Below are 25,801 nucleotides of genomic sequence, written 5' to 3'. Positions count from 1 at the left end.
AATCGTTCTTGTTTTAATGTGAAAAGTTGGATTACAACGGAATATTACCATGCTTCTTAGCCGGATTACTCAATTTCTTAGTCTGTAACTGCTGCAAAGCGCGGATCACGCGGAAACGTGTGTTGCGCGGTTCAATCACATCGTCAATGTAGCCGTATTTAGCTGCATTGTAAGGATTGGCAAACAGTTTCGTGTATTCTGCTTCTTTTTCAGCAAGGAATTGAGCAGGATTTTCCTGATCTTTAGCCTCGCGTGCGTACAATACTTCTACTGCTCCGGCACCACCCATTACTGCAATTTCGGCAGTAGGCCATGCATAGTTCATGTCACCGCGAAGTTGCTTACAGCTCATCACAATGTGAGAACCTCCGTAAGATTTACGCAATGTGATCGTAACCTTAGGCACAGTAGCCTCACCGTAAGCATACAGCAATTTAGCTCCATGAAGGATAACGCCGTTATATTCCTGACCTGTTCCCGGAAGGAATCCCGGTACGTCTACCAACGATACGATAGGAATATTGAATGCATCGCAGAAACGTACGAAACGTGCACCCTTGCGAGATGCATTGCTGTCGAGCACACCTGCCAAGTATTTAGGCTGGTTAGCAACGATACCTACTGACTGTCCGTTGAAACGGGCAAAACCAATGATGATATTCTTTGCATAATCTTTTTGGATTTCAAGGAATTCACCGTTGTCCACGATAGCGCCGATTACTTCGTACATATCATACGGTTTAGTTGGGCTGTCGGGGATAATATCGTTCAAAGAGTCTTCCAAACGGTCGATTGGATCTACACAATCTACATAAGGAGCTTCTTCAAGGTTGTTTTGAGGAATATAGCTTAACAGTTTGCGAATCAGGGCGAAACCTTCTTCTTCTGTTTTAGCGGTGAAATGAGTCACACCTGATTTAGTGGAGTGAACGCTTGCGCCACCGAGGTTTTCCTGGCTAACGTCTTCACCTGTTACGGTTTTTACAACTTTCGGTCCGGTAAGGAACATATAAGAAGTACCTTCCATCATCAGCGTGAAGTCGGTTAGAGCCGGAGAATAAACAGCACCACCGGCACAAGGACCGAAGATACCTGAAATCTGTGGGATAACACCGGAAGCAAGGATATTGCGTTGGAAGATTTCTGCATAACCGGCCAAAGCATTGATACCTTCCTGGATACGTGCACCACCCGAGTCGTTGATACCGATGCATGGAGCACCCATCTTCATTGCCTGATCCATGATTTTACAAATCTTCAGTGACATTGTTTCTGACAGTGAGCCGGCAGAAACGGTGAAGTCCTGTGCGAACACATATACCAGACGTCCTTCGATTGTACCGCAACCGGTTACTACACCGTCGCCCGGATAATGTTTCTTATCCATACCGAAGTTCGTGCATCTGTGCTCAACGAACATGTCCATTTCTTCGAAGCTACCCTCGTCAAGCAGCATAGCCAGGCGCTCGCGTGCTGTGTATTTCCCTTTTTCGTGTTGCTTCGCAATTGCTTTTTCACCGCCTCCGATACGTGCTACGGCACGGCGTTCAATAAGCTCTTTAATTTTTTCAAGTTGATTACTCATGAGTTCTTGTTGGTTTTAGAGTTTATGATTAATGTTCGCAGAGTTCTGTCAACACGCCCAGAGTTGATTTCGGGTGAAGGAAAGCGATACTTAAACCTTCAGCACCTTTGCGGGGAGCTTTGTCGATAAGGCGGATTTCTTTGCTTTCTGCTTCTGCCAAAGCATTAGCTACGCCATCTTCTACAGCAAATGCAACGTGGTGAACACCTGCACCTTTGTTTTCAATAAATTTGGCAATGGTACTTTCAGGGCAAGTCGGCTCCAACAGTTCGATTTTGGTTTCGCCTACTTTCAAAAAAGCGGTTCTTACTTTCTGATCTTCCACTGTTTCAATGTTGTAACACTTCAGACCTAATACATTTTCGTAGTAAGGAAGGGCTTCTTCAATGCTTTTTACAGCAATGCCCAGATGTTCAATGTGTGAAATCTTCATAACTATACTTTTTTTATTTGGTTTTAAATCTGTGCTTATAAGGCATAAAACAGCACAAAGAAAGACAATTCTTACCTAATAAAGAAATATTTCTGCATTTAATTGTTGGGTAATAAAGCAGAAAAAATGGTGGGAAAGGAACATAAAGAGTCATTTTGTAATCTTGAGATTACATTTAGATATAAAATTTGACTAGAAGTTTGTTCAACCAACTCCAACTGACGCGGAACCAGCGGCGAGTACTGCTTTGTTTTCCTCCGAAACGGAGAACGAAATCACGATAGCCGTGTCTGCGGAATGGAAGTCCCACATCCATAAATTCCATGTGGCGGAATCCCCGTTGGTGCGCATCTTCCAATGCTTTCCAAACGGCCAACACGCCCGGATATTGAAGTGCATACGTCTTTCTCATACCTCCTGAAAACCAGAGGTATGCATCGTCTCCCGAATAGATGCAGACGGAACCGCCGATGATCTTCTCTTTATATTTTACAACGAATATTTTTGCCTGTTTTCCTTTGATTAACATGTTGTTCATGTGGCGGAAGAAATCGTTGGCAGGAAAATATCTGCGTATGCGGGAGGAATAGACTTTGTGCAGCATCCGTGAGAAGTCGCGTATTTCTTCCACTGTATGTGCTTCCTCTACTCTGGCTCCATTTTTGAGTCCTTTTTTGATCTGCCGAATGCGTGACGGACTGAACCGGTCTTCCACTTTTTTCATACTGTGTAACGAATTGCGTACCCGCAACCAGTTGACAGGGAAATAATCGTTGGCTCTGAAAACCCGGTAACCGAACATCGAATTGTTCAGGTTTCGGAATTCGATCAGGACACAGCTGCGTGATGCTTCCTGCGTGAGATGTTCAAGCATATCCCCAAAGACTTCTTCTGCTTTCTCTTTATTGGCAGAAAGGGATTCGTCTAGAAATTCACCTTCGCTATATACTACACAATGTTTCACTAAAGAGGAAGGGAGCCACTTCTTTGCTTTGCGGATAGCGGCTAGCAGGCGTGCTACCGGTCTGCCGTCTTCCGTTGCTACTATTAATAAAGGAGTATATCCAGGAGTTGCTTCATAAATCTGAAATAACTCTTTGGAATGGAAGGTATTTTTTCCCGGCAATTCAGGAATATCCTTCCCTTGATAATATGTCGTTAGTTTAAGTGGCATCTAGGTACAAATTTACACTTTTTATTCTTTATTCAACAACAAAACAAAGAATTTGTTGGAGATGCTTGAAGTAAAGTACTGTTTATCTTTGCGGATTTATTGGAAAAAATGTATCTTTTAAGAGAAAAATGGTGTGAAAAGTGAGTACGTGTATAAATTATGTTCGTCTCTAAATAAGATTATAATCGAATAGCTTTTGCAAAACAACGAGAATTAATATTAACTTTAAATTAGAACGAATGAGATACAATGCATTTGTTGAAGCATGGAAGAATCATCATAGACGCGCTTCCATGATTTTAGGGTTGTCTTTATTGTCTGCCCCTCTGTCATATTCTGTTTATGCAGAAGATGGAGTATCTAATACTATGGTGCAAGTTGTCACACAAACGAAGACAGTGAAAGGAACTGTCATTGATGAAAGCGGGGAGCCGCTGATTGGCGTTTCTATTGTTGTGAAAGGAACAAGTACAGGTACGATTACTGATTTTAACGGTAATTTCTCTATCAATCTTCCGGCGGGAAGAAAAGAACTGGTCATTTCCTATATCGGTTACAAAGAACAAACTGTAACAGTGGCGGGGAATGGACCGGTCAATGTGAAAATGGTTTCGGATACAAAGGCTTTGGATGAGGTTGTTGTAATTGGTTACGGTGCAGTGAAAAAACGTGATTTGACGGGAGCGGTTGCTTCGGTGAAATCGGAAGATATCACGATGAATCCCGGAACGAACCCCATGGAAGCATTACAAGGTAAAGTAGCGGGATTGGATATCACGAAAGAATCAGGTCAAGCGGGTTCAGGAGTGAAAATGCAATTGCGTGGTAACCGTTCATTGACAGCAAGTGGTAATCCTATGTTTATTATTGATGGTATGCCGGGTGATTATGCTACTTTGAACCCGAATGATATCGAATCTATCGAGGTGTTGAAAGATGCTTCTTCCACTGCTGTTTATGGTTCTTCCGGTGCCAATGGTGTCGTTATCATTACTACCAAAGGTGGAAAAGAAGGAAAGTTGACGGCTAATTTTAATGCATTTTTTGGTATAAACAGTTGGTCTACGATGCCGGAAGTCCGCCAGGGGGAAACTTATATGGAAGGATTGCGTACAGCTCATAAAAATGCGGGTACTTATGTAGATGATGCCAATATGTTTACTAATCCTGCTTATTATGAGGCATACAAAAACGGGAAGTATATCGACTGGGTGGATGAGTTACTGCATACGGGAACTGTTCAGAATTACAGTTTGTCGGTTTCGGGAGGTACGAAAAATACAAAGGCTTATATGTCTATGAACTTTTCCGATGAAAATGGACAATATAATGATGATAATTATAAACTGTATTCAACTAATATTCGTATCGATCATACGATCAATAAATGGTTTAGCACGGGAATCAGTATTCAGGCATCTTATGTGCATCAGAATAAGCCTTTTGCAAAGATTCAAGATGGTATGACTGCTATTCCTTACGGTGAGATCTATGATGAAAATGGCAATATTAATCCTTATCCGATTGAGGGAGATGCCAATTATTTAAATCTTTTGATGAATAATAAAAGTAACTGGAGAAACCAATCCCAGAATACTAAATTATATGTGAATCCGTATATTAAAATTACTCCTATAAAGGGACTGACCTGGGAGTCACGTGTGAACGGAACATTGACTTATTCTCGTTCGAATAGTTTCCAGGGAGATGGTTCATACAACTTTTATAAAGCGGGTGGAAACGTAGAAACAGATACAAATGCCAAGATTACTCAAAACAGATCATATAATTATAAATGGGAGAATATCGTAACTTACAATTTCAATATTGCTAAGATACATGAATTTACTCTTACCGGTGTATCTACCTGGAATCATAATCAGACTGATAATACAGAAATGACAGGAACGGGTATTGCCAACAACAAATATTTATGGGAAGGATTGGAAAAAGCAGCCGTGCAAAAGAACTCGTCCAGTTATTCTATGTCTAAAGGAGTTGGATTAGTAGGACGTGTCAACTATTCTTTATTAGGCCGATATTTATTTTCTGCTTCTATCCGTCGGGATGGTTCTTCCCGTTTGGCTAAAGATCATCAATGGTCTAATTTCCCGGCCGTTTCATTAGGCTGGCGCATTTCTGATGAGAAGTTTATGGAAAGTACAAGAAACTGGTTGGATAATTTAAAACTTCGTGTGGGGTATGGTGTTTCCGGTACGGCTAGTATCGATCCTTATTCTTCCTCTTCTTCTTTGGAATCCGGATGGTTGACTTTAGGGGGCGATAAAACGCAAATATATAATCTTACCCAGACAATTGCCAATCCGGAACTGACATGGGAACGTTCAAAAAACACCAATATCGGTATTGATGTGGCATTCTTGAATAATCGCATCAACTTAACATTGGATATGTATAAGACTAAAACGGAAGGTGTGATATGGCAAAAATATTTGCCTGTGGTAAATGGTGCTTATAATTATTCGGCAACAGGACAGTATCTGACAAATGTGAATTTATGCGAAACAAAAAATAAGGGTATCGAATTGGCTTTGAATACTCGGAATATTGAAACAAAAAACTTCCAGTGGACATCTGCTCTGACTTTTGCATATAACAAGGAAGAGATTACGAAACTGTCTGGAACCGAAAATGATAAAGTGACAAATGGGGACTATACCTATGCTGTAGGAAGTGCTATCAACTCTTTTTATCAGTACAAATTGGATGGTATCTGGCAGAAAGATGAGGAAGCAGATGCGGCTGTATTCGGTTTGAAGCCGGGATCAATAAAGATTAATGTACCTGACATGGTTCGGCATACTGATACAGACGGTAGTGTTTACTATACGAAAGTGAATGCTGACGGACAGGAAATTCGCTATGACGCTTCTAATACTTATTCTGTATCTGCAGATGACTATCAAGTTTTGGGACATAACTCTCCGGATTGGACAATGGGATTCCAAAATACGTTCACATATAAAGATTTTGATTTAAGTATTTATATGCGTTGGGGGCAAATGATTAAATATTCCGTATTGACAGATTATGATCCGACAGGATTGAATAATTATCCTACTTATTTTAATGTGTGGTCTGAAGCAAATCCGTCGAACGATTTTCCTGCAATGGACGCTTCTATTAAGGATAAGTTAGGTTATTATCCGGGTTTTTCAGCATTGTCTTATGTAGATGGATCATTCTTCAAGATCAAGAATATCACTTTGGGATATACCATGCCTGATAGACTAGCAAAGAAATTGGGATTGGGTAAACTTCGTGTATATGGAACGATTACTAATCCGTTTGTACTTGCAAAAAGTCATTTATTGAAGGATTATGATCCGGAAATGAATGGCAGTTTGAACTATCCATTGACAAAGCAGTTGGTCTTTGGTCTTAATCTTTCATTTTAATCCTTTAAACTGATAAATAATGAAGAAATTTGTATATAATGTGGCCTTAGCTTTATGTGCGATGGTTACTATCAATTCATGTTCATTGGAAGAATATAACCCAATGGAGGTTACCGGCGACGAAACGCTAGCTACGTTTGACGGGTGGTACGGAATGCAGACTCAATGTTACAGTCCTATTTATGGACAGTTGTATACCGTGACTGACTTTTTATCTGTAGCTGAAGCTGGAACGGATACTTGGTTAACGGCAAATAATAATGATAATTCGAAGGAATTGTTTTATTACGAGTCATTAACGCCGAGTAAAAACAAGGCATGGGATAAATTATTTATGCAGGCTTATGCTGCTTTGGGTATATGTAACACTGTTATAAACCGCTCTGAAAGTGTGGAAGGAAATGCGGATGATATTCGTGTGCTAACGGCTGAAGCTCGTTGTTTGCGTGGTTTTTATCATCTGATATTGACTACTTACTTTGGTCCGATAACTCTTTGTATGAATGAGGCAGGTACTAATATCGTATTGGAGCCTAAACGTAATACTTTGTCGGAAATTTATTCATATATCATTGACGATTTGAAATATGCGGCAGATAACCTGAATACGACTCCTTACGGTAATAATCGTGCCCGTGTTTCGAGAAAAGCGGCAATGGGACTTTTGGCTCGTGCATATATACAAGGTGCTGGTCAGGGATTGAGTGAAGATGGCGTTTCTTACTGGCAAAGAGCTGCAGATGTTGCAGGAAGTTTTATTGCAGATACGGAAGCTGGTGGAGGTACTTACGGGGGTTATCTTTATAAAGATGTATCGGATATGTGGGCTGATGGCAATAACCGTACTAATAAGGAGGCACTTTTTATTGCAGCAGGTTGTGATGCCAGTGATAATGATGCATGGGATTATTCGAACTATGGGAACAATAAGTTATTTACATACACTTACTGGAATCAGACAAATCTATCAGATATTTGTAAGATAACATCTGATAAGCAGAATTATTTCTATGGACGTACTAATAATGGAAGTTGCGCACCATCTAAGTACTTGCTGGATTGCTTTGAACCGACGTGGGATAAACGTTGGGAGAATTCATTCCAGACAGCCTTTGGTTCTTTCTCTATGGAAAAAGTAGGATGGATTGCATATACCAAAAATACGGTGACATTGACAAGCGATTTATGTACGAAATATGGTATTGATGCTTCACATGTAGGTGAGAAAATTTATCCTTATGCCGACTGTGATGGTAAAACAATGTCGCATGGAGGAAATCAGTATACTGCAGCATCTATATGGCCGAAAGGTGTGACTACGGGAGATGTATCGACTTTAACAACTCCTAAAAAGGCTTACGTTATAGATTATCCGTTAGCTGCAGATGATAATCGCTTTTTCCTTTATTTGTCAAAAGAACCGATGTCGGAGAATGATAAGAAAGATCGTGTTTATGCATGTGTGAATATCGATGATTTATTTGATGCGGATGGTAACTATGTGAAAACACAAAACGATATGCCTAGCAGTTACGATCGCACCTCAAAAGTATATGCTACATTCCCATGTTTGAATAAATTTATCTGGAGTTATGAAGGCGTATATTATGGAAGTAACTTGCAAATTCGTAATGGGGATATTTTTGTGATGCGTATGGCGGAAGTTTATCTGATTGCTGCTGAAGCTGAACAATATCTGGGTAATGGAACAAAGGCGGCAGGTTATCTGAACACGCTTCGTGCTCGTGCTGCTCGTACCGGAGTTTCGGAATCACAGTACAAGCTGACTACTGTCACCGAAGAGGATATCTACGATGAATATGCACGTGAGCTTTGTGGAGAACATTCACGTTGGGCGTTGTTACAGCGTCATCAAGCATTCTCCACTCGTTTGGCGAAATATAACAAACGTGCTGCTTCCAGCTTCAAATCTTATAATATGTGGCGACCTATATCACAAACATTCCTTCAACAAATAGACAATGCTGAGGAATATGGGGATAATGGATACGGTACGACAGCAAAATCCGGTTTAGACGGATTCTTACAATAACAATATAGATTAAATTTTAATTTTCGGAGGGGATATGTCGTGATGACATGTCCCTTTTTTATATATTTTCTATATCTTTGTGCCATCAAACAGAGCTTTATAATTTAAGCGGAACTATGGTAGAAGAAATTTTAGCTTACAACAAGGAATTTGTTGAAAACAAGGGATACGAATCATATATTACCAATAAATATCCCGATAAGAAAATAGCTATTCTTTCCTGTATGGACACCCGACTGACTGCTTTGCTTCCAGCCGCATTAGGAATTAAGAATGGCGATGTAAAAATGATAAAGAATGCAGGTGGCGTTATTTCCCATCCTTTCGGTAGCGTGATCCGGAGTTTACTCGTAGCTATCTTTGAACTGGGTGTGGAGGAGATAATGGTGATTGCTCATTCTGATTGTGGAGCTTGTCACATGCATAGTGAAACGATGCTTGAAAAGATGACGGCACGGGGGATAAATCCGGATTATATTGACATGATGCGCTTCTGCGGAGTTGATTTTCATGCTTGGCTGGATGGCTTCGAAGATACGGAAAAGTCCGTGAGGGGAACAGTCGATTTTATCGTGCGTCATCCTTTGATTCCTTCAGATGTGACAGTTTACGGATTTATTATCGATTCTACAACCGGAGAATTAACACGGATTGTATAGATAAACTATCTTTTTAATTCCTCTAAATATAGTGACGCTATCCTGTCATGATAGTGATACTATCCTTATTGTATGGTATCGCTATGTCTATAGGATAGTGACGCTATCTTGAATACAAAAAAATAAGGCAGCTTTTTATCGGCTGCCTTTATCTTTCTACGGTTATATACTTTCTTTGACTGGTGCACTCGTTTGTGACAAATAGGGTGCCCGTACATCTCAATTTCTGCCTCACGGCTAGCTTTACGATTCGCTTTAACGTAATCGTCCTGTGTAATTCGCTTTTTCATAATGAAATTATTTCTCTGTGCAAAGATACAATATATTCTTCATTTAGTATAAACTTTTATTTCCTATTACGCTCGGTTTGCATTATCTTTGCATACATTAATCAAATGAAACCGGAAATAATATGGAAAATTTCAGTGAATTGATAAAGAACCGTCGTAGTATGCGGAAGTTCACCGATGAAGAATTGACACAAGATCAGGTAGTTGCATTGATGAAAGCAGCCTTGATGTCTCCCTCTTCCAAACGTAGTAATAGTTGGCAGTTTGTAGTGGTTGATGATAAAGAGATATTGAAAGAATTGTCTCATTGCAAAGAACAGGCTTCTTCATTCATTGCCGATGCAGCTTTGGCGATTGTTGTAATGGCCGATCCGTTGGCCAGCGATGTTTGGATTGAAGACGCTTCCATTGCTTCCATCATGATACAGTTGCAGGCTGAAGATCTTGGCTTGGGAAGTTGTTGGGTGCAGGTTCGCGAACGTTTCACTGCCACCGGAATGCCTTCCGATGAATTTGTCCATGGAATTTTGGATATTCCCTTGCAACTTCAGATTCTTTCTGTCATTGCTATCGGCCATAAAGGGATGGAACGTAAACCTTTCAATGAAGAACATCTTCAATGGGAGAAAATTCATATTAATAAGTTCGGAGGAAAATAAGCATGGGAGCTGCTAAAGCGAATAATAGTAAAGATACCTATCTGGCTACTGCTGTTACCTTTATTGTAATCGGAGCACTTTTTCTGATCGATAAGCTGATTCATTTTTCTTCCATTGGGCTACCCTGGGTGATGAATAAGGACAATATGCTATTGTACGCCTCGATCTGTTTCCTTATTTTCAAACGCGATAAATCAATTGGTTTTGTGTTGCTTGGGCTTTGGTTAGTGATGAATATCGGTTTGGTCATGTCCTTATTGGGTTCGTTATCCGGATATCTGTTGCCATTGACACTGCTCATCATCGGAATCGTTTTATTCTGGTTTGCAAAACGATAAGAGAATAATGAAAAGAAGTATAGAAGATACACCGATCGTGTTTATCGGTGCAGGTAATTTGGCTACTAATCTGGCGAAAGCTCTTTATCGTAAAGGTTTCCGCATTGTACAGGTATATAGCCGGACCATGGAATCTGCCCGTACCTTAGCCGAGAAAGTAGAAGCTGAATATACAACAGATTTACAGGCAGTCTCCAAAGATGCAAAATTGTATATCGTATCAGTGAAAGATGATGCTTTAGTCGATTTGTTACCGCAGATAACAGAAGGAAAGCAAGCGTCTTTGTTAGTGCATACGGCAGGAAGCATTCCGATGAGCGTTTGGGAAGGGCATGCAGAACGTTACGGAGTATTTTATCCGATGCAGACATTCAGTAAACAACGTGAAGTTAAATTTCAGGAAGTGCCTTTCTTTGTTGAAGCGAAAAGGCCCGAAGACGTGGAATTGTTGAAGGCTGTTGCCGCCACACTTTCGGAAAAGGTCTACGAGGCTTCTTCCGAGCAACGTAAAAGCCTACATTTGGCTGCTGTTTTTATCTGTAACTTCACCAACCACATGTATGCATTAGCAGCTGATTTGCTTGAAAAATACAACTTGCCTTTCGATGTCATGCTTCCGCTGATAGATGAAACAGCACGTAAAGTCCACGAACTGGCGCCACGTGATGCACAGACCGGACCCGCTGTTCGTTACGATGAGAATGTGATGAGTAATCATCTTGCCATGTTGGTAGATTCTCCGGCATTGCAGGAAATATATAAACTAATGAGCAAAAGTATCCATGAGCACCATCAATTATGATTTATCCCGTATCAAAGCTTTAGCTTTTGATGTGGACGGAGTATTGAGTTCGACTACCGTACCTTTGCATCCTTCCGGGGAACCAATGCGTACCGTGAATATCAAAGATGGGTATGCCATCCAGTTGGCTGTGAAAAAAGGACTTCACATAGCTATCATCACCGGTGGCCGGACAGAAGCGGTACGTATCCGTTTTGAGGGGCTGGGAGTGAAGGATTTATACATGGGTTCTGCTGTGAAGATACACGATTATCGTGCTTTTCGCGATAAGTACGGATTGACCGATGATGAAATTCTATATATGGGCGATGACGTGCCGGATATTGAAGTGATGTGTGAGTGCGGACTGCCATGCTGCCCGAAAGATGCTGTGCCGGAAGTGAAATCCGTTGCAAAGTATATTTCTTATGCGGACGGTGGTCGTGGATGCGGACGTGATGTAGTGGAGCAGGTGCTAAAAGCTCACGGTCTATGGATGGCGGAAGATGCTTTCGGCTGGTGAAATCAACTGGTGACATCAATAAAAAGTTTTTTCAATCGTAAATAGTAAATCGTCAAATCGTAAATAAAACCATGCTTGATAACTTAAAGAAATATCAGATTATATTAGCTTCCAATTCTCCCCGTCGGAAAGAACTGATGTCGGGACTAGGAGTAGACTATGTAGTCAGAACATTACCGGATGTAGACGAGTCATACCCGAATACATTGGTGGGTGCTGAAATACCTGAATATATTGCCCGTGAAAAGGCAGATGCCTACCGTACCATGATGAAGCCGGGAGAATTATTGATTACGGCAGATACCATAGTCTGGCTGGATGGGAAAGTACTTGGAAAACCGGAGGGTAGGGAAGGAGCCGTTGAAATGCTTCGTGCTCTCTCGGGAAAATCTCATCAGGTCTTCACAGGAGTTTGCCTGACTACTACCGAATGGCAAAAAAGCTTTACCGCTTCCTCCGAAGTGTTGTTTGATGTCTTGTCGGAAGATGAAATCCTGTATTATGTAGATCGTTATCAGCCAATGGATAAGGCAGGAGCTTATGGCGTCCAGGAATGGATCGGGTATATCGGGGTTAAATCAATTTCCGGTAGTTTTTATAATATTATGGGACTTCCCATACAGAAACTGTACGGAGAGTTGAAAAAGCTGTAGTAAGTATCTTGAATATATCTGAATATATCAGTATCAGTGTAGTTAACTTATTGATTACATGAAATACACAAGATATACTTAGTCCAATAATACAAAAAGGCTACCTCAAAATAGAAAATGAGGCAGCCTTTTTCTGTATTTTTAAGCAGGAACATTTATTGAATATCCCAAACTGAAAGATGTGGAAACCTATAATAAATCCAACATCAGAGGAATATCTTCTTCCCGAATTCCTTGTGTGAGAAGAGCTTCTTCATCTTTATGGAACATTTCCAGGAATCGTTCCCGGTTTCCACTAGCCGTAATGGCTTTTCCATAGAAAACGGCAGCTTTCTGAATATCTCCCATCACCCAGGCAACATGTCCTGCATTCATATAATCAATAGCCAGAGGCTTCTGTTCTATTATTTTTTCATAATACTTCATCGCCTGTTCATGTTTCTGGCTGATAAATGAACACCATCCGATACCACGCCATGCCTTAATACAGTTGTTCTCGATGAAATCCAGTTTGAAGAAATAATTCAGTGCTTCTTCATATTGCCCCAATTCTACCAGACAGCTACCGATATGGAAAGTCACATTGGTATCTTCCGGAGCAGCTTCTTCTACCTTCTTATAATAGGTGATTGCTACCTGGTAATTTCTGTTCAACCGATAACAAATAGCCAGATGACGATTGTTCCAGATATTATCCGGTTTCAGCGTGTCAGCTTTCAGATAAGCTTGGATAGCTTCTGCATATTTCTTTCTTTTCTGCAATGCATAGCCAAACTTCTGGTAATATTCAGCACTCTCTCCTTCGAATCCGCCAATCGTTTCCAACTCTTCATAAATTTCGATAGCCTCGTCCCAACGTTCCTTTGACAGGTAGAAATCGGCAATGGGGAACAATACATCTTCCCAGTGCAATATATTGTCGAGTGCAGGGACATGATGAAGATCGAGCTTCTCTTTAAAAATATCTCTGAATTCACTCTTGCGCACACTAAGTTTGAAGAAGCGATACAAATCGTGCAGGTACTGGTTGCTGACCGTTCCCGGACGTTCATTGAATTTCTTCATCGTCTCAACATTCGATTTCTCCGCCAATTCTGCAACCTGTTGTTCATTCAGTTGGCTCAACATCATATCCTGTTGTGACTGTGGCAATTGATGGATTGTGAAAAAGAGAGAGTACTTATCACTGTTACTGAAGAATCCCGATTGAAGAATTAAATCCAGTAGACTGCCTCCCTGATTTCCCGCCTGCTTCATTGCCTTGAGCACATTAGACTGTTGCTTGCTGAATGGATAAAACCAGTTATGCACCTCGCGGAAGAACGGATAGTTTTTCAAAGCCGCAAAAGTGCTCATATATACATCTGCACCCTCCAGCTGCAATTCGTTCATTTCACGCAGTTTATCCCCCAGTCCGGATTTCTCGAATGCATCTTCCCAATCCGGATTCATATCGTTGTTCTCTTCATCGCTTTCTTCAAAGCCGAACCGCATATTTTTCATGGAGGAAACATTCTTCAGCATTTCGGGAATAATCTCCTCCCTCATCTTTTTATCAATCTTTTCCGTTTCCTGACATAATAGCATTTGGCGGTAAATACGTGCGACATCTTCTCTGAATGAGGGAATTTCTTCCATGAGATCCACTCTTTTTATCAGTTCCGGATAGAAAGTAAGGCGGCTTCTGTAAATGTGGAAAATAATCATCGCACCAACCAATGCCCGTTGACTGACGTTAACGTTGGGATGCTCGTAAGCATCAAGCAACCACATTATTTTTCGTAGGTCGAAACATTCCATCAAGCTCAATGTGAGGGCACTGACAAACAAACATAAATCATCTCCCGGAAGTAATTCCGAGGCAAGCATGGCTTTTGCATCTTCCTCGTCTTCGGGAGTCCATGCGCTGTTTGTCCATGTTCTGATAAACATAAACTTGAGCGTGTCCTCATGCCGCTTTAATACTTCATCCATCTTTTCGTCAGACAGTAATCCGCTGACTGCCAAGTCGTCATTAAAAGACTCCAGTATGTGTAATATGGTTTTAAGACCATAGTTTGACAAATCTGGCGATTTGGGAGTACGTCGTACTTCATGATAGTATCTTGATGAAGCGTTATCCAATATGAGCAAACGTGATTGGTCGGCAATTCCCCATGTGTCCGATACCATTTTCTGATACAGATTCCACCGTTCAGGGTCATTTGCTCCCTGTTTCATGTATTCCAGCATATATTTGTAGGAAGTCTGCAATTGTTCCAGGCGAGTGCGTAGATCCCAGTCAGGACACTGCCACAGCAGAGATTCCAACTGCATCAGAGCTTCCTTGAGTCTTTTTTCTTCAAGTAAGGCACGTATATATGCGTATTGTTCATTAATCGTTTTTTCGTTCATCATTATCTAATTATTTATTTTTTCCAATCCAGGTCAAGCGTTTCCAGAGACCCTCAAAAGGACCATGTTTATGGTGTCGGAGCCACCACGAACAGAATGCCATTTGTAATAGAACAAAAAGGATGCCAAAAAGGAAGCTATATGTGATTCCTAAATATCGTCCCAATTCGAATCCCCAATGATAGAACAAAAGAGAACCGAAAATGGATTGCCCGAGATAGTTCGTTAAACTCATTTTACCATAAGATGTGAAACGCATAAAGAAACTACGGTCTTTCACACGGTAGAAAGTCAACAGTAATCCTGTCACCAGTAATACCATGAAACTAAGGCTGCTGAATGAACTTAATATCAATTGTAGAGGAACAAGGACGGCACTCCGTTCGATGAATTCCGGCAACATATTATTTAATCCGTAGATGGGGAAGAAGCAGAGAAGCGAAATTGCTAATGCTTTTAACCACAAGCGTTCGTTCTGTTCACTATACAGGAAATATTTGCGGCGGCTAACCAGCATTCCGAATAGGAATAATCCCGGTGTTTGTAAGATACGTCCATGTTCCAATGCCCAAGTCATGTTAGCCATTTGTCCTTCCCACATATTCATGCGGACTGTTTCAAGGAAGTTGCCATGCTTTTGTACGTCGAAAGCGATGCTGAAATAATAACCTGCCAAACTTTTACCTGCCACATAGTCAGGATTGCACAAGGCATAGATCAATTTTGCCCAATCGATAGGTTGAAGGATTAATAAAGTAGCAAAGATGGCAACCGTACGGTCACTCATCCGGCAGAATATCGGCAGGATAATTCCTAAAATCGCATACATGGTTAATATTTCGCCGGTAAAGAAAGCGGCATTGAATTGTCCTATAATGAATAGGATGAATAATCTCCATAAAAAACGCAGGCGGAAATCTTTCCCTCTCCGTTGTTGGTTATTGTCCTGAATATAGAAACTGAAACCGAAGAGCAAAGCAAATACAGCGTATGCTTTATTACTGAAAGTGAAGAATAATCCTCTCCAGATTGCCTGATCGGTAAATTTCATCCATTCAAAAGGGACTTCTTCCGGGAAAGAATAGAAATTAAAGTGTTCAATGCTGTGCAAGAGGATGATTCCCATTACTGCCAATCCTCTTAATACGTCGGCCACGTCTATTCGGGCGTTGGTTTCGGCGATTTTACTTTCCATGTTTTTTTAGTTACTGTTATTAATAAGATTAATATTTGTTCCAAAAGGAATATATTCCTTATTTATAATTTCATTCATAACCCTATGGGAATGAATGATAGTCTGTTTTCAACTATTACGCATTAATACTTAATACTTGACACTTAATACTTGAGTTAGAACCTCACCTGTACTTGTGCCTGTATCAGATTGGAATCTTTCTGTCCATCTCCTTTTTTATCACAAAAGGTATATTGTGCCTGCAATCGACATCTGGGATAAAACCAGTATTGTACGCCTGCAATATAGTTATTTTGTTTGAAATCTGCACTCTTGTTCGGGTTGAAATAATCGTACGAAGCGATGAAATCGAAATTTCGTGCAAAGCGTACGCTTCCTGTTGCATAGAAACCTTCACTTTTCACACTTCGGTCTTTTCCGCCAAGATATTCTGTACGCAGATTAAAAGTGGGAGTAGTGACAACACCTCCTGCACTCCAACGTTTCTTGGCGTAGTTTTCTCCCGCTTTGATTCCGGTATATTCCGAATCGGCTATGGCGTGCCCTGTTCCGCGGATGAACGAACCACCTACGGATAACCATTTCAGAGGATAAACCATTAAATTGCCGACCACATCTTTCTGGCTGTTTTTGTCTTTGGTATTCAATCCCTGCCCGTTCATTACGGCCACTTTATATTGCAGGAAGTCGCGAAAAACTTTCCCGTGAAGCATCATGCCAATATCCCGTCCGGAAGTCATTCCGTAACACTTATCGCTACCGCTTACTCCTGCCAGATAGCAGACAGACTGTGAATAGCAATTGATAAGTTCTACTGTAGTAGGAGACAATTCGTTTTCTATGGTATAAGGAACTTTGAATTCACCGATACGTGCCGTAAGTCCGGGGAGAAACTGATAATCAGTATATACTTCGAGTAGCATACCGCCATTATAGAAGTCATACATAAAGTCGCAAGTCCACCGTTTGGTGATCTTTCCATGTGCCATGAAAATAATTCGTTTGATGTCGAATGTATTGTCGGGATTCGCTGCATCGTCGTATGTATATCCCAGCTGTGCATATCCGGAGAGACTAATCCGTTCTTTCAGTGTGTTGACAACCTGATTTAGTGGTGTTTGTTCTTGTGCAAGAAGGGCATTTTGTATACCTGTTATACATAATACAAAAGTGAAGAGATTGAGTAGTGTTTTTCGCATGAGTCAGTTGTTATTTGATTATGGTTGATACTGTGGGGATAAACGTAGTGTCGATCAGATTCTTTTCAGAGTAGGTTTGAGGTATTCGGTGGTTTTCTTTCAACCAGTGTATAGCCTTGTCTATCGCTTCAGCGGAGGGGCGTTTTGCTTTTTGATAACCGGGGAGGACAACGAGTCCTGTCAGATTTTCGGGCACACCTATCTCTATCAGCACTTGCTCCCATTCTTTCTGCGGGTGCATTTTTATATAATCTACCCCCAAGTTATATCCTGTGATGAGTAGCTCGATTTCTTCTCTCTTCTCGTTGAGCGCTTTTCGTGAAAAAGTGGTAGCGGTGAAATCAATGCCCATCTCTTGCGTACTTACCAATGAACGATGTTTACTGTTCATGGCGATGGATGCGGCAGGATCGGGTAGGAAAGAGGCGTCAATCTGATTGTACTGCAACATTTGCAGGCGGAGAGGAAGCTGGCCGATTTCCGGCATATTTATTTCCGCATGCTTGATTCCGGCTTTGCTTAATAGCTGGTCGGTGGCATATTCGATAACCGTGTTGCGCGACACCGCGATATTCTTTTCCTTGAGCTGTTCCAGTTGGTTGATATTACTTTCTTTGGAGACAATGAAGCAGAAATAACCATCATTCTTCAGGATGAATTCTAAATCAGTATGATGAATAGCTTGTAATACTACCGCACTGGGATAGTCAGTAATCATGCCATCCATTTTCCGAGTTTGGAAAGCAGCGTCCCGGTCGTTGGCAGAGTTGAATGAAAGAATGGTCAAATCCAGTCCTAATGAGTCGTAAATGCCTTGCGTTTTGGCTATATGAAAAGGAAGTCCGTCCAATGTAGGCATCATGCCCAGGGTAAGTGGTTGCAGTTCGGTTAGAGGTAAAAAAGAGCTGTCTCCTTTCTTACTCTGACAAGAGTAAAGGAAGAAAAGGATGAACCAAAAGAATAGTACCGGTCTTTTCATACCTCGTTTTTATAAATAAGAGGAACTCTGTTTTTATAAATAAGGGCAACTCTTTTCACAAAGAACTGCCCTGTCAATATTAACTATGTAAAAATTAACAATTATCTTATTCTTGAATAGCAGCGATACCCGGAAGAACTTTTCCTTCGATTGCTTCGAGCAATGCGCCACCACCAGTTGAAACATAAGACACACCGTTAGCCAAACCGAACTTGTTAACACAAGCTACAGAGTCGCCACCACCTACGAGTGAGAATGCGCCGTTCTTAGTTGCTTCAACGATTGCTTCACCTACTGCACGTGAGCCGTGAGTGAAGTTATCAAATTCGAATACGCCTGTAGGACCGTTCCAAAGAATAGTCTTAGATTCTTTGATAACGTTAGCGAAGATTTCTTCAGTCTTAGGACCGATGTCAAGACCTTCCCATCCGTCAGGAATTTCGTCAACAGCACAGAATTTAGTATTTGCATCGTTAGAGAATGCGTCAGCAATCTTAGCGTCAACAGCCAATACCAGGTTTACACCTTTTTCTTTTGCTTTCTTAATCAAATCCAAAGCCAAGTCAAGTTTGTCGTCCTCACAGATAGAGATACCGATTTTACCACCCATTGCTTTAGTAAATGTATAAGTCATACCACCGGCGATGATAAGGTTGTCCACCTTGCTCAACAGGTTCTCGATGATTTCGATTTTAGAAGAAACTTTAGAACCGCCCATGATAGCAGTGAACGGACGTTTGATATCGTTCAATACTTTATCAACAGCTTTCACTTCTTTTTCCATCAAGTAACCGAACATCTTGTTGTTTACATCGAAATATTTAGCGATCAATGCTGTAGAAGCGTGTGCACGGTGAGCAGTACCGAATGCGTCGTTTACGTAGCAGTCAGCGTAAGAAGCCAATTTCTTGGTAAATTCTTTCTGGCTTTCTTTTACTGCTTTCTTAGCAGCAGCTTTTTCTTCGTCAGTTGCATCTTCTGCCAAACCTCTTGGTTTGCCTTCTTCTTCAGCGTAGAAACGAAGGTTTTCGAGCAACAGCACTTCTCCCGGTTGCAGAGCAGCAGCTTTTACAGCAGCTTCTTCGCCCATGCAGTCGTTAGCGAACTGAACTTCAACGCCCAGCAATTCAGACAGATGCTTGATGATATGTTTCAAAGAGAATTTATCGGCAACGCCTTTCGGACGGCCCAGGTGAGAGCCAATGATGATGCTTCCGCCGTCTGCCAGAATCTTCTTCAAAGTAGGAAGAGCTGCACGCATACGAGTGTCATCTGTAATGTTGAAGTTTTCGTCCAGGGGTACATTGAAGTCCACGCGAACAAATGCCTTTTTACCGGCAAAATTGAATTTGTCAATTGTCTGCATAATACTCTATTTTTATTTAAAAGTGTTTTTAAAATTCTTCTTTTAGAACGACCGCAAAGTTACTATTTATTTCGGTTCTTTGCTATTAAATCGTTATTTATTCTTGGCTTTTGGTTCCTCTTTTGTAACTTTATAGGTGTTACAGAAATATTTGCACATCATTTGCAAACCACAGGTGTCACATTTGGGAGTACGTGCCTGACAAACGTAACGGCCGTGCAGGATGAGCCAGTGATGGGCAATCGGTATGAGCTTTTCCGGAATATTCTTCACCAGTTCTTTTTCCACGCTGAACGGGGTGGTGCAACTGTCCGGCACCAGTCCGATACGGTGGCTGACACGGAACACGTGTGTATCTACCGCCATTGCCGCTTTTTTGAATACAACCGACTGAATCACATTGGCAGTCTTTCTTCCTACACCGGGCAACTTTATCAGATCTTCCAGATTATCCGGCACCTCGCTATTGAAGTCATTCACCAGCATCTTTGCCATACCGACCAGATGTTTGGCTTTGTTGTTGGGATAAGACACGCTTCGTATATATTCGAAAATCACTTCCGGCGTAGTGGCAGCCAGTGCTTCCGGAGTCGGAAAATCTTTATACAAAGGAGGAGTGATGATATTCACCCGTTTGTCCGTACATTGTGCAGAAAGAATAACAGCGATCAGCAACTCATACGGATTGTTGTAATGCAGTTCGGTTTCGGCCACAGGTATGTTGTCCTGAAACCAGGCGATTACTTTCTCATAACGTTCTTTCTTTCTCATCGTAGCTTGTTTTTATGGTAATGAGGCGTCACTTTTACTCTGAAATAGAGAGCGGAAACTACCGTCAGGCAGGCTCCGAAAAGATAAGCCTTATCAAATGTACTTATTTCTGCAATATATCCTCCCGTCAGCATACCGATACCGATTCCTACATCCCAGGAAGTGAGGTAGGTGGAAGTCGCTGTTCCCCGTTGACTGTTGGGGGCGAGGTTGACAAACAGCGTATTAAATGCCGGAAACATAATTCCAAACCCGACACCCATTAATAATGCAATGCCAAAAAACAGCAGGGTACAGGCTGTATCATTCCATTGAATCACATATACACAAGTTGAAAGCAGGAAGAAACTGAAAACAACCAGGTATAATCCGGCAGCTATTACTTGTGTTATTTTTCCGCGATCCACCAGTTTTCCTGAAAAGATACGCGAAATGGCCATACCGACTGCCATAAAGGTGAAGAAGAATCCGGTTTGTGTGTTCAATCCTATTTGGCGGGCGTACATGGCGACATAGTTGGTTGTCATTCCGTAAGGGATGGAAAGCAACAGCAGACTAAGTCCGGCAGGTAGTCCTTTCATCAGGATAAAGCGGTCGAGCGAGATCGGCTCCCGTTTCACAGGAGGCTTGTAGGGCGTTTTAACCAGACTTGCGCATAGAAAACCTAAAATACAGGAACCGAATGCATAACAGAATATCGTAGCAAAAGAAACTCCCGCATCATGTAGAAACAGTCCGAACATCGGCCCGATGGACATGGCTGTGTTGTTGGTAAGCCCGTAATAACCTAAGCCTTCCCCTCGTCGGGAAGAGGGCATAATGTCTATTACTACCGTGTTTCCGCCTACTGTGACCATTCCGAAAGAGACGCCGTGAATGATTCGGAATATAATAAATAAGGTAAGGGAACCGGCAATTAAATATCCGCCGAACATCATCATAAAGATGAAGTAAGCAAACAGATAAAGAGGTTTTCGGGCAAACGTGTCGAGCAGATAACCGGAAAATGGACGGATACAGAGAGCTGCCACCGTGTAACAGGAGAGGACAATGCCGATAGTGGAATTTCCAGCCTGGAAGAATTCGGATAAATAGAACGGCAAAACAGGAATCAGCAACCAGAAACCGAAGTATAGCAGGAAGTTGGCTGCCAAGATGAAACAATAACTGGGAGTAATGAGTCTATCCTTTGCCATAATGAATGATCGTTCAATCGACCGATTCGCGTTGATTGGAAACCAACGCCGTTGGCCTGATTGGTCTGTTGATGAATATGCCAATGTCCCGATCACCGTCCGACGGTTTTATTGGGAACATTGGCATACTGGTAAATTTAGCACATTATTAATATGCCGCTTCGAATTCTTTTAGGAAGCGTGTATCGTTTTCAGAGAACATACGGAGGTCTTTCACCTGATATTTCAGGTTTGTGATACGCTCGATACCCATACCGAGGGCATAACCGCTGTATATTTTGCTGTCTATACCATTTGATTCAAGTACGTTCGGGTCTACCATACCGCAACCGAGGATTTCTACCCAGCCGGTGTGTTTACAGAACGGACATCCTTTACCGCCGCAGATATTACAGCTGATATCCATTTCCGCACTTGGTTCGGTAAACGGGAAGTAAGACGGACGCAGACGGATCTTTGTATCAGCACCGAACATTTCTTTGGCGAAGAGCAGCAACACCTGCTTCAAGTCGGTGAATGATACGTTTTTATCTACATACAGCGCTTCTACCTGATGGAAGAAACAGTGTGCGCGGTAGCTGATAGCTTCGTTACGATATACACGTCCCGGACAGATGATGCGGATAGGAGGCTGTGAAGTTTCCATCACACGGGTCTGTACAGAAGAAGTATGTGTACGCAACACTACGTCCGGATGAGCTTCGATAAAGAAAGTATCCTGCATATCGCGTGCCGGATGGTCTTCGGCAAAGTTCAGTGCCGAGAATACGTGCCAGTCATCTTCAATTTCCGGACCTTCGGCAATGCTGAACCCCAGACGGGCAAAGATATCAATGATTTCGTTCTTTACAATGGTGAGCGGGTGGCGTGTACCGAGTTCCACAGGATAAGCCGAACGCGTCAAATCCAGTCCGTCACAATCGTTGTCCTGACTTTCAAACATTTCTTTCAGCGCGTTGATTTTGTCCTGCGCTTTTGTTTTCAGTTCATTCAGTCTCATGCCGACTTCTTTTTTCTGTTCGGCAGCTACATTACGGAAATCTGCCATTAAGTCGTTAATGGCTCCCTTCTTACTTAGGTATTTGATGCGGAGAGCTTCGAGTTCTTCGGCATTGGAGGCGTGTAAGGCTTCCACCTCTTTCAGAAGTTGTTCAATCTTAGCTATCATATTTTTGATGTATTGTTATTCAGTTTCTTAGTAAAAACCGTGCAAAGATATAATTTTATCACGAACCATCGAAATAATTTGTATCTTTGTTGCCGATATGTACCGAAAATCCGGCAACTTATGAAAAAGATTGTTTTCTGTCTTCTGCTTTTAACCTTTTCTTTTCGCCTTGCGGCCCAAATTGACTATTTGGAGCCGGTGAAACCTTTTTCCACTTATACAGGCGAGTTAGGCGAATATTATCGTAGTGTGTTTTCTTTACTTAATACGGGCTTCCAGAAACAGCCTTATGCGCGTTTTGCAGCTATCCCTTCCTTTTCGCCGGAGTATGCAATGTCGGTAGAGAAGAGGAATGGACGTTATACGCTGGTTTCGAACACATTATCGCGTACTTATTGGCAGGCAGAGAAGGGGACGGTGACGGTGGATACTAAATCGGTTGTCATTAGTGCTTCCCTATATCAGTCTTTAGGGGCTATCTTTCGTTTGGTGACAGAACAGGTACAGGATTTGGACGGTTCTACGGCTGGTTTGGATGGAATTGTTTATTTTTTCTCTTCTACGGATGCCAAAGGTAAAGAGCAGATGGGACGTAAATGGTCGCCGGAAAAAGGAACGTTGATGGAACGTCTCGTGTTGGTTTGTCAGTCGGCTTATATGCTATCCCGAGGGGAAAATATTTCGGAACAGACATTGGCAGTGGAGGCTGCTGCTTTATTAAAAGCATTGCAACAGCGCACCAAGGAAGAGCCGGATGCTTATAAGCGGCCGATGTATATCGGAATTTATCCGGTGGGTCCCCGTTCAAAGACACTTTCCGGAAGACAGGTGGAGGAACCTGCTCATTTCTCTGCGATGACTCCGGAAGAATATATTGCCAGTGAAATGGTTTATCCGTCAGGGCTTTTGGAAAAGAATGTTTCGGGTTATGCTTTATGTGAGTTTACTATTGATAAAGAAGGGGTTATCCTTCGTCCTCATATTCTACGTTCCACTCATCCGGAATTTGCAGAGGAGGCTCTCCGCATTGTCAAAGGAATGCCGAAATGGTCACCTGCATTGGTGGGAGGAAAGCCGGCGGATAGTAATTACACTCTTTATGTTCCTTTCCGTCCGCAACTCTATCGGAATAAATAAGCAACTTTGCATCTAAAGTCCGATTAATAAAAAAGAAATATTGCATTTATAAGTTGAACTTATACTCTCTCCAATAAATAAAAAAATAAATTTGCTGTCATCTGTCACAGATTGTAACTTAACTGTTTGATTATGAAAAGTTAATGGCGTGACAGCAACATGGTGACAGCACTGTGACGGCAATAATGCTGTCACTGCAAAGCAAAGAAGAGATAAACGCACTGCAAAGGCGGTATGGTAGAGATGCATACCCAAATCAAGTAAAAATCACAGATGAAGTTTCATTGCCTGAATAGTATTAACCACAGGCAGATAAGCTATTTTATTTATTACCCCTGTACTTACGGGGCGGGACCTGCCTTGTAACCGATAGTTTCAAGCCTTGAAACTATTGGTTTTGCGGTTCGAAACTACAGTTTCATCGCCTTGAAACTTTAGTTTCTCTTGCTTGGAACTATTAGTTTCTTACTGATGAAACTATAGTTTCACACTGATGGAACTTTAGTTTCTCACCGATGAAACTATTCTCCCGTGTAGTTGTTTACTTATTTGTCTTATATAAAATTCTATTGTAACTAAAAAGCTTGTCATTTATTATCTTTCTTTTCAGAAAAAAGAAGTATATTTGCAATCAAGGACCGGACCTTTGACAGCCGGACTTGTATTTATAGGACATTTAATTTATTAGTAGGAAAGTCGCATTTTCGAATAGATGATAAATCAAATGTCCGTGCCAAGCTTATATCCCTATCGATATATAAGTTCTGGTGCGGGCATACTGTATTTTTCATCTATGGGTATGCGACTACCTCTACTAGGAAATATATGTATCGTTCGCACCTTTTTTTATATCTGGTTGCGACGCATACATCTAAAAACAAAACGAGGTATGACAACAAAACAATGGATTGGTATTGAAGAAGCGGCAACCAAGTATCAGGTATCTACCAGACGTATTATTACTTGGTGTGAAAGGCAAGAGATTATTTATTCAGAAGTCGGTGATTATCTGATGCTTGATGAAAACAGTCTGACGGATTGTCTTGAACGAAATATCCGGTTCAGTCTTTCCGAAGAAGAACACAAACGCCGGATGGATGAGAAGATGAAGGAAAATGAAGAGGAATTTTTTCTACTTCAATCACTGAAAGAGTTGACCCCATTGATCCGGCTAATAATAAAGGAGCTTGCCGGAATGATAAGGAATGATGAAAGACGGCAACTATTTCTTTATACCGTCTTACAAGGAAATATTAAGGATTTTAGTGTCCGGAAACGCATGAAATATCGTCAAGCACAGAAGGCATTTGAGGGACTTGTACAGGAAATAAAATCTCAAGCGGGATTCCTTAGGACCTATAAGGAAGAAAATATCCGCCTTAGAGCAACAGTACGGGCGTATGAAATGAAATCCCGCCAAAATGGCTTTGATAATGATATGCTCATGAGGGAAGCAGAAGAAACGAATCCGGAAATTTTTATTCCTGAAGATATAAAAGCGATAAAGGCTTTGCTCGATACTCCTATTACAGAATTGAAATTCGATATTCGGTCGCAGCGGATCATTTCTGAAGCTGATATAAAAACACTCCGGGAACTGTTACAAATCACTTCTCAATATGGGTTTAGGAAATTGCGTGATATGTTACGGAATTTTGGGCTGGTTTCACAAAAGAAAGTGGAAAAACGCTTGAAAGAGCTGAATGTACTGGACGTTGCAGGTAACTGTAATTTATATAGGTATCTGGATGAATGACACAGATTGGGCTGGAGTGTTTCTTTGATAGTATAATAACATGACTGATTTCTTCAAAAATCATTAAAATAGA

Annotated in this window: 22 protein-coding genes; 10 read left to right on the top strand and 12 right to left on the bottom strand. The window is 41.4% G+C overall.

What is annotated here, in order from left to right; genetic code table 11:
- Nucleotides 1-31: 31 nt before the first annotated feature.
- From DXB58_RS18265 to DXB58_RS18255, 3 genes are all read right to left on the bottom strand, one after another.
- On the bottom strand, nucleotides 32-1,585 hold the full coding sequence (locus tag DXB58_RS18265; RefSeq protein ID WP_008999806.1) for an acyl-CoA carboxylase subunit beta: 1,554 nt from the start codon (nucleotides 1,583-1,585) through the stop codon (nucleotides 32-34).
- A 28-nt stretch (nucleotides 1,586-1,613) separates the two neighbouring features.
- Nucleotides 1,614-2,018, bottom strand: coding sequence for a methylmalonyl-CoA epimerase (gene mce / locus DXB58_RS18260; protein ID WP_008999807.1), 405 nt, complete (start codon nucleotides 2,016-2,018; stop codon nucleotides 1,614-1,616).
- A gap of 175 nt (nucleotides 2,019-2,193) precedes the next feature.
- Nucleotides 2,194-3,192, bottom strand: coding sequence for a GNAT family N-acetyltransferase (locus DXB58_RS18255; protein WP_008999808.1), 999 nt, complete (start codon nucleotides 3,190-3,192; stop codon nucleotides 2,194-2,196).
- Nucleotides 3,193-3,431: 239 nt separating this feature from the next.
- On the opposite strand from DXB58_RS18255, the gene DXB58_RS18250 reads away from it, so the two are divergent.
- The 3 genes from DXB58_RS18250 (at nucleotide 3,432) to DXB58_RS18240 (ending at nucleotide 9,323) form a co-directional block, all read left to right on the top strand.
- Entirely contained in the window at nucleotides 3,432-6,611 is a 3,180-nt protein-coding gene (locus tag DXB58_RS18250; RefSeq protein ID WP_122137777.1) for a TonB-dependent receptor, read from the top strand.
- Between the two features lie 19 nt (nucleotides 6,612-6,630).
- The gene (locus DXB58_RS18245; protein ID WP_122137776.1) at nucleotides 6,631-8,664 is read left to right on the top strand and encodes a RagB/SusD family nutrient uptake outer membrane protein; all 2,034 of its coding nucleotides are present in this window, start codon (nucleotides 6,631-6,633) and stop codon (nucleotides 8,662-8,664) included.
- A gap of 116 nt (nucleotides 8,665-8,780) precedes the next feature.
- Nucleotides 8,781-9,323, top strand: coding sequence for a carbonic anhydrase (locus tag DXB58_RS18240; protein ID WP_008999811.1), 543 nt, complete (start codon nucleotides 8,781-8,783; stop codon nucleotides 9,321-9,323).
- A 65-nt stretch (nucleotides 9,324-9,388) separates the two neighbouring features.
- Here the strand turns inward: DXB58_RS18240 and DXB58_RS18235 are convergent, their stop codons facing one another.
- Complete coding sequence (locus DXB58_RS18235; protein ID WP_008999812.1) at nucleotides 9,389-9,613, bottom strand: hypothetical protein; 225 nt, start codon at nucleotides 9,611-9,613, stop codon at nucleotides 9,389-9,391.
- A 122-nt stretch (nucleotides 9,614-9,735) separates the two neighbouring features.
- Here DXB58_RS18235 and DXB58_RS18230 point away from each other — a divergent pair, with 122 nt between their 5' ends.
- From DXB58_RS18230 to DXB58_RS18210, 5 genes are all read left to right on the top strand, one after another.
- Entirely contained in the window at nucleotides 9,736-10,272 is a 537-nt protein-coding gene (locus tag DXB58_RS18230; RefSeq protein ID WP_008999813.1) for a nitroreductase family protein, read from the top strand.
- Between the two features lie 2 nt (nucleotides 10,273-10,274).
- Nucleotides 10,275-10,610 (top strand): hypothetical protein, encoded by a 336-nt coding sequence (locus DXB58_RS18225; protein ID WP_004300874.1) that lies wholly within the window; start codon nucleotides 10,275-10,277, stop codon nucleotides 10,608-10,610.
- A gap of 7 nt (nucleotides 10,611-10,617) precedes the next feature.
- Nucleotides 10,618-11,412 (top strand): Rossmann-like and DUF2520 domain-containing protein, encoded by a 795-nt coding sequence (locus tag DXB58_RS18220; RefSeq protein ID WP_008999814.1) that lies wholly within the window; start codon nucleotides 10,618-10,620, stop codon nucleotides 11,410-11,412.
- Nucleotides 11,393-11,914 carry an HAD family hydrolase gene (locus tag DXB58_RS18215; protein ID WP_004304399.1) on the top strand — a complete coding sequence of 174 codons (522 nt, stop codon included), beginning with the start codon at nucleotides 11,393-11,395 and terminating at the stop codon, nucleotides 11,912-11,914. The genes DXB58_RS18220 and DXB58_RS18215 overlap by 20 nt, the downstream gene beginning before the upstream one ends.
- Nucleotides 11,915-11,985: 71 nt before the next feature.
- Nucleotides 11,986-12,567, top strand: coding sequence for a Maf-like protein (locus tag DXB58_RS18210; RefSeq protein WP_122137775.1), 582 nt, complete (start codon nucleotides 11,986-11,988; stop codon nucleotides 12,565-12,567).
- 189 nt (nucleotides 12,568-12,756) lie between these two features.
- Here the strand turns inward: DXB58_RS18210 and DXB58_RS18205 are convergent, their stop codons facing one another.
- From DXB58_RS18205 to pheS, 8 genes are all read right to left on the bottom strand, one after another.
- Nucleotides 12,757-14,964 carry a tetratricopeptide repeat protein gene (locus DXB58_RS18205; RefSeq protein ID WP_199487981.1) on the bottom strand — a complete coding sequence of 736 codons (2,208 nt, stop codon included), beginning with the start codon at nucleotides 14,962-14,964 and terminating at the stop codon, nucleotides 12,757-12,759.
- Nucleotides 14,965-14,971: 7 nt separating this feature from the next.
- A complete protein-coding gene (locus tag DXB58_RS18200; protein ID WP_122137774.1) occupies nucleotides 14,972-16,156 on the bottom strand; it encodes a DUF418 domain-containing protein in 1,185 nt (394 codons plus the stop codon).
- A 155-nt stretch (nucleotides 16,157-16,311) separates the two neighbouring features.
- Complete coding sequence (locus DXB58_RS18195) at nucleotides 16,312-17,355, bottom strand: porin (RefSeq protein WP_008999818.1); 1,044 nt, start codon at nucleotides 17,353-17,355, stop codon at nucleotides 16,312-16,314.
- A 10-nt stretch (nucleotides 17,356-17,365) separates the two neighbouring features.
- A complete protein-coding gene (locus DXB58_RS18190; protein WP_122137773.1) occupies nucleotides 17,366-18,334 on the bottom strand; it encodes an ABC transporter substrate-binding protein in 969 nt (322 codons plus the stop codon).
- Nucleotides 18,335-18,440: 106 nt separating this feature from the next.
- Nucleotides 18,441-19,700 carry a phosphoglycerate kinase gene (gene pgk, locus DXB58_RS18185; RefSeq protein ID WP_117937411.1) on the bottom strand — a complete coding sequence of 420 codons (1,260 nt, stop codon included), beginning with the start codon at nucleotides 19,698-19,700 and terminating at the stop codon, nucleotides 18,441-18,443.
- Nucleotides 19,701-19,793: 93 nt separating this feature from the next.
- Nucleotides 19,794-20,471 carry an endonuclease III gene (nth, locus tag DXB58_RS18180; protein WP_004300865.1) on the bottom strand — a complete coding sequence of 226 codons (678 nt, stop codon included), beginning with the start codon at nucleotides 20,469-20,471 and terminating at the stop codon, nucleotides 19,794-19,796.
- Nucleotides 20,468-21,667 carry an MFS transporter gene (locus DXB58_RS18175; protein WP_122137772.1) on the bottom strand — a complete coding sequence of 400 codons (1,200 nt, stop codon included), beginning with the start codon at nucleotides 21,665-21,667 and terminating at the stop codon, nucleotides 20,468-20,470. The genes nth and DXB58_RS18175 overlap by 4 nt, the downstream gene beginning before the upstream one ends.
- Before the next feature lie 148 nt (nucleotides 21,668-21,815).
- Nucleotides 21,816-22,835, bottom strand: a complete 1,020-nt coding sequence (gene pheS, locus DXB58_RS18165; protein ID WP_004300862.1) for a phenylalanine--tRNA ligase subunit alpha — start codon at nucleotides 22,833-22,835, stop codon at nucleotides 21,816-21,818.
- 120 nt (nucleotides 22,836-22,955) lie between these two features.
- Between pheS and DXB58_RS18160 the strand changes: the two genes are divergently transcribed.
- Both DXB58_RS18160 and DXB58_RS18155 read left to right on the top strand, forming a co-directional pair.
- Entirely contained in the window at nucleotides 22,956-23,972 is a 1,017-nt protein-coding gene (locus DXB58_RS18160; protein WP_004300861.1) for an energy transducer TonB, read from the top strand.
- A gap of 889 nt (nucleotides 23,973-24,861) precedes the next feature.
- The gene (locus tag DXB58_RS18155) at nucleotides 24,862-25,728 is read left to right on the top strand and encodes a hypothetical protein (protein ID WP_122137770.1); all 867 of its coding nucleotides are present in this window, start codon (nucleotides 24,862-24,864) and stop codon (nucleotides 25,726-25,728) included.
- The last annotated feature ends 73 nt before the right edge of the window (nucleotides 25,729-25,801 follow it).

The sequence above is a fragment of the Bacteroides sp. OM05-10AA genome, assembly GCF_003439055.1.
Lineage (GTDB): Bacteria > Bacteroidota > Bacteroidia > Bacteroidales > Bacteroidaceae > Bacteroides > Bacteroides intestinigallinarum.
This window is presented reverse-complemented; position numbering and strand designations above follow the sequence as displayed.

Coding starts and splice junctions, on each gene's coding strand:
- DXB58_RS18265 (WP_008999806.1), bottom strand. CDS start 1,585: ATGAGTAATCAACTTGAAAAAATTAAAGAGCTTATTGAACGCCGTGCC.
- mce (WP_008999807.1), bottom strand. CDS start 2,018: ATGAAGATTTCACACATTGAACATCTGGGCATTGCTGTAAAAAGCATT.
- DXB58_RS18255 (WP_008999808.1), bottom strand. CDS start 3,192: ATGCCACTTAAACTAACGACATATTATCAAGGGAAGGATATTCCTGAA.
- DXB58_RS18250 (WP_122137777.1), top strand. CDS start 3,432: ATGAGATACAATGCATTTGTTGAAGCATGGAAGAATCATCATAGACGC.
- DXB58_RS18245 (WP_122137776.1), top strand. CDS start 6,631: ATGAAGAAATTTGTATATAATGTGGCCTTAGCTTTATGTGCGATGGTT.
- DXB58_RS18240 (WP_008999811.1), top strand. CDS start 8,781: ATGGTAGAAGAAATTTTAGCTTACAACAAGGAATTTGTTGAAAACAAG.
- DXB58_RS18235 (WP_008999812.1), bottom strand. CDS start 9,613: ATGAAAAAGCGAATTACACAGGACGATTACGTTAAAGCGAATCGTAAA.
- DXB58_RS18230 (WP_008999813.1), top strand. CDS start 9,736: ATGGAAAATTTCAGTGAATTGATAAAGAACCGTCGTAGTATGCGGAAG.
- DXB58_RS18225 (WP_004300874.1), top strand. CDS start 10,275: ATGGGAGCTGCTAAAGCGAATAATAGTAAAGATACCTATCTGGCTACT.
- DXB58_RS18220 (WP_008999814.1), top strand. CDS start 10,618: ATGAAAAGAAGTATAGAAGATACACCGATCGTGTTTATCGGTGCAGGT.
- DXB58_RS18215 (WP_004304399.1), top strand. CDS start 11,393: ATGAGCACCATCAATTATGATTTATCCCGTATCAAAGCTTTAGCTTTT.
- DXB58_RS18210 (WP_122137775.1), top strand. CDS start 11,986: ATGCTTGATAACTTAAAGAAATATCAGATTATATTAGCTTCCAATTCT.
- DXB58_RS18205 (WP_199487981.1), bottom strand. CDS start 14,964: ATGATGAACGAAAAAACGATTAATGAACAATACGCATATATACGTGCC.
- DXB58_RS18200 (WP_122137774.1), bottom strand. CDS start 16,156: ATGGAAAGTAAAATCGCCGAAACCAACGCCCGAATAGACGTGGCCGAC.
- DXB58_RS18195 (WP_008999818.1), bottom strand. CDS start 17,355: ATGCGAAAAACACTACTCAATCTCTTCACTTTTGTATTATGTATAACA.
- DXB58_RS18190 (WP_122137773.1), bottom strand. CDS start 18,334: ATGAAAAGACCGGTACTATTCTTTTGGTTCATCCTTTTCTTCCTTTAC.
- pgk (WP_117937411.1), bottom strand. CDS start 19,700: ATGCAGACAATTGACAAATTCAATTTTGCCGGTAAAAAGGCATTTGTT.
- nth (WP_004300865.1), bottom strand. CDS start 20,471: ATGAGAAAGAAAGAACGTTATGAGAAAGTAATCGCCTGGTTTCAGGAC.
- DXB58_RS18175 (WP_122137772.1), bottom strand. CDS start 21,667: ATGGCAAAGGATAGACTCATTACTCCCAGTTATTGTTTCATCTTGGCA.
- pheS (WP_004300862.1), bottom strand. CDS start 22,835: ATGATAGCTAAGATTGAACAACTTCTGAAAGAGGTGGAAGCCTTACAC.
- DXB58_RS18160 (WP_004300861.1), top strand. CDS start 22,956: ATGAAAAAGATTGTTTTCTGTCTTCTGCTTTTAACCTTTTCTTTTCGC.
- DXB58_RS18155 (WP_122137770.1), top strand. CDS start 24,862: ATGACAACAAAACAATGGATTGGTATTGAAGAAGCGGCAACCAAGTAT.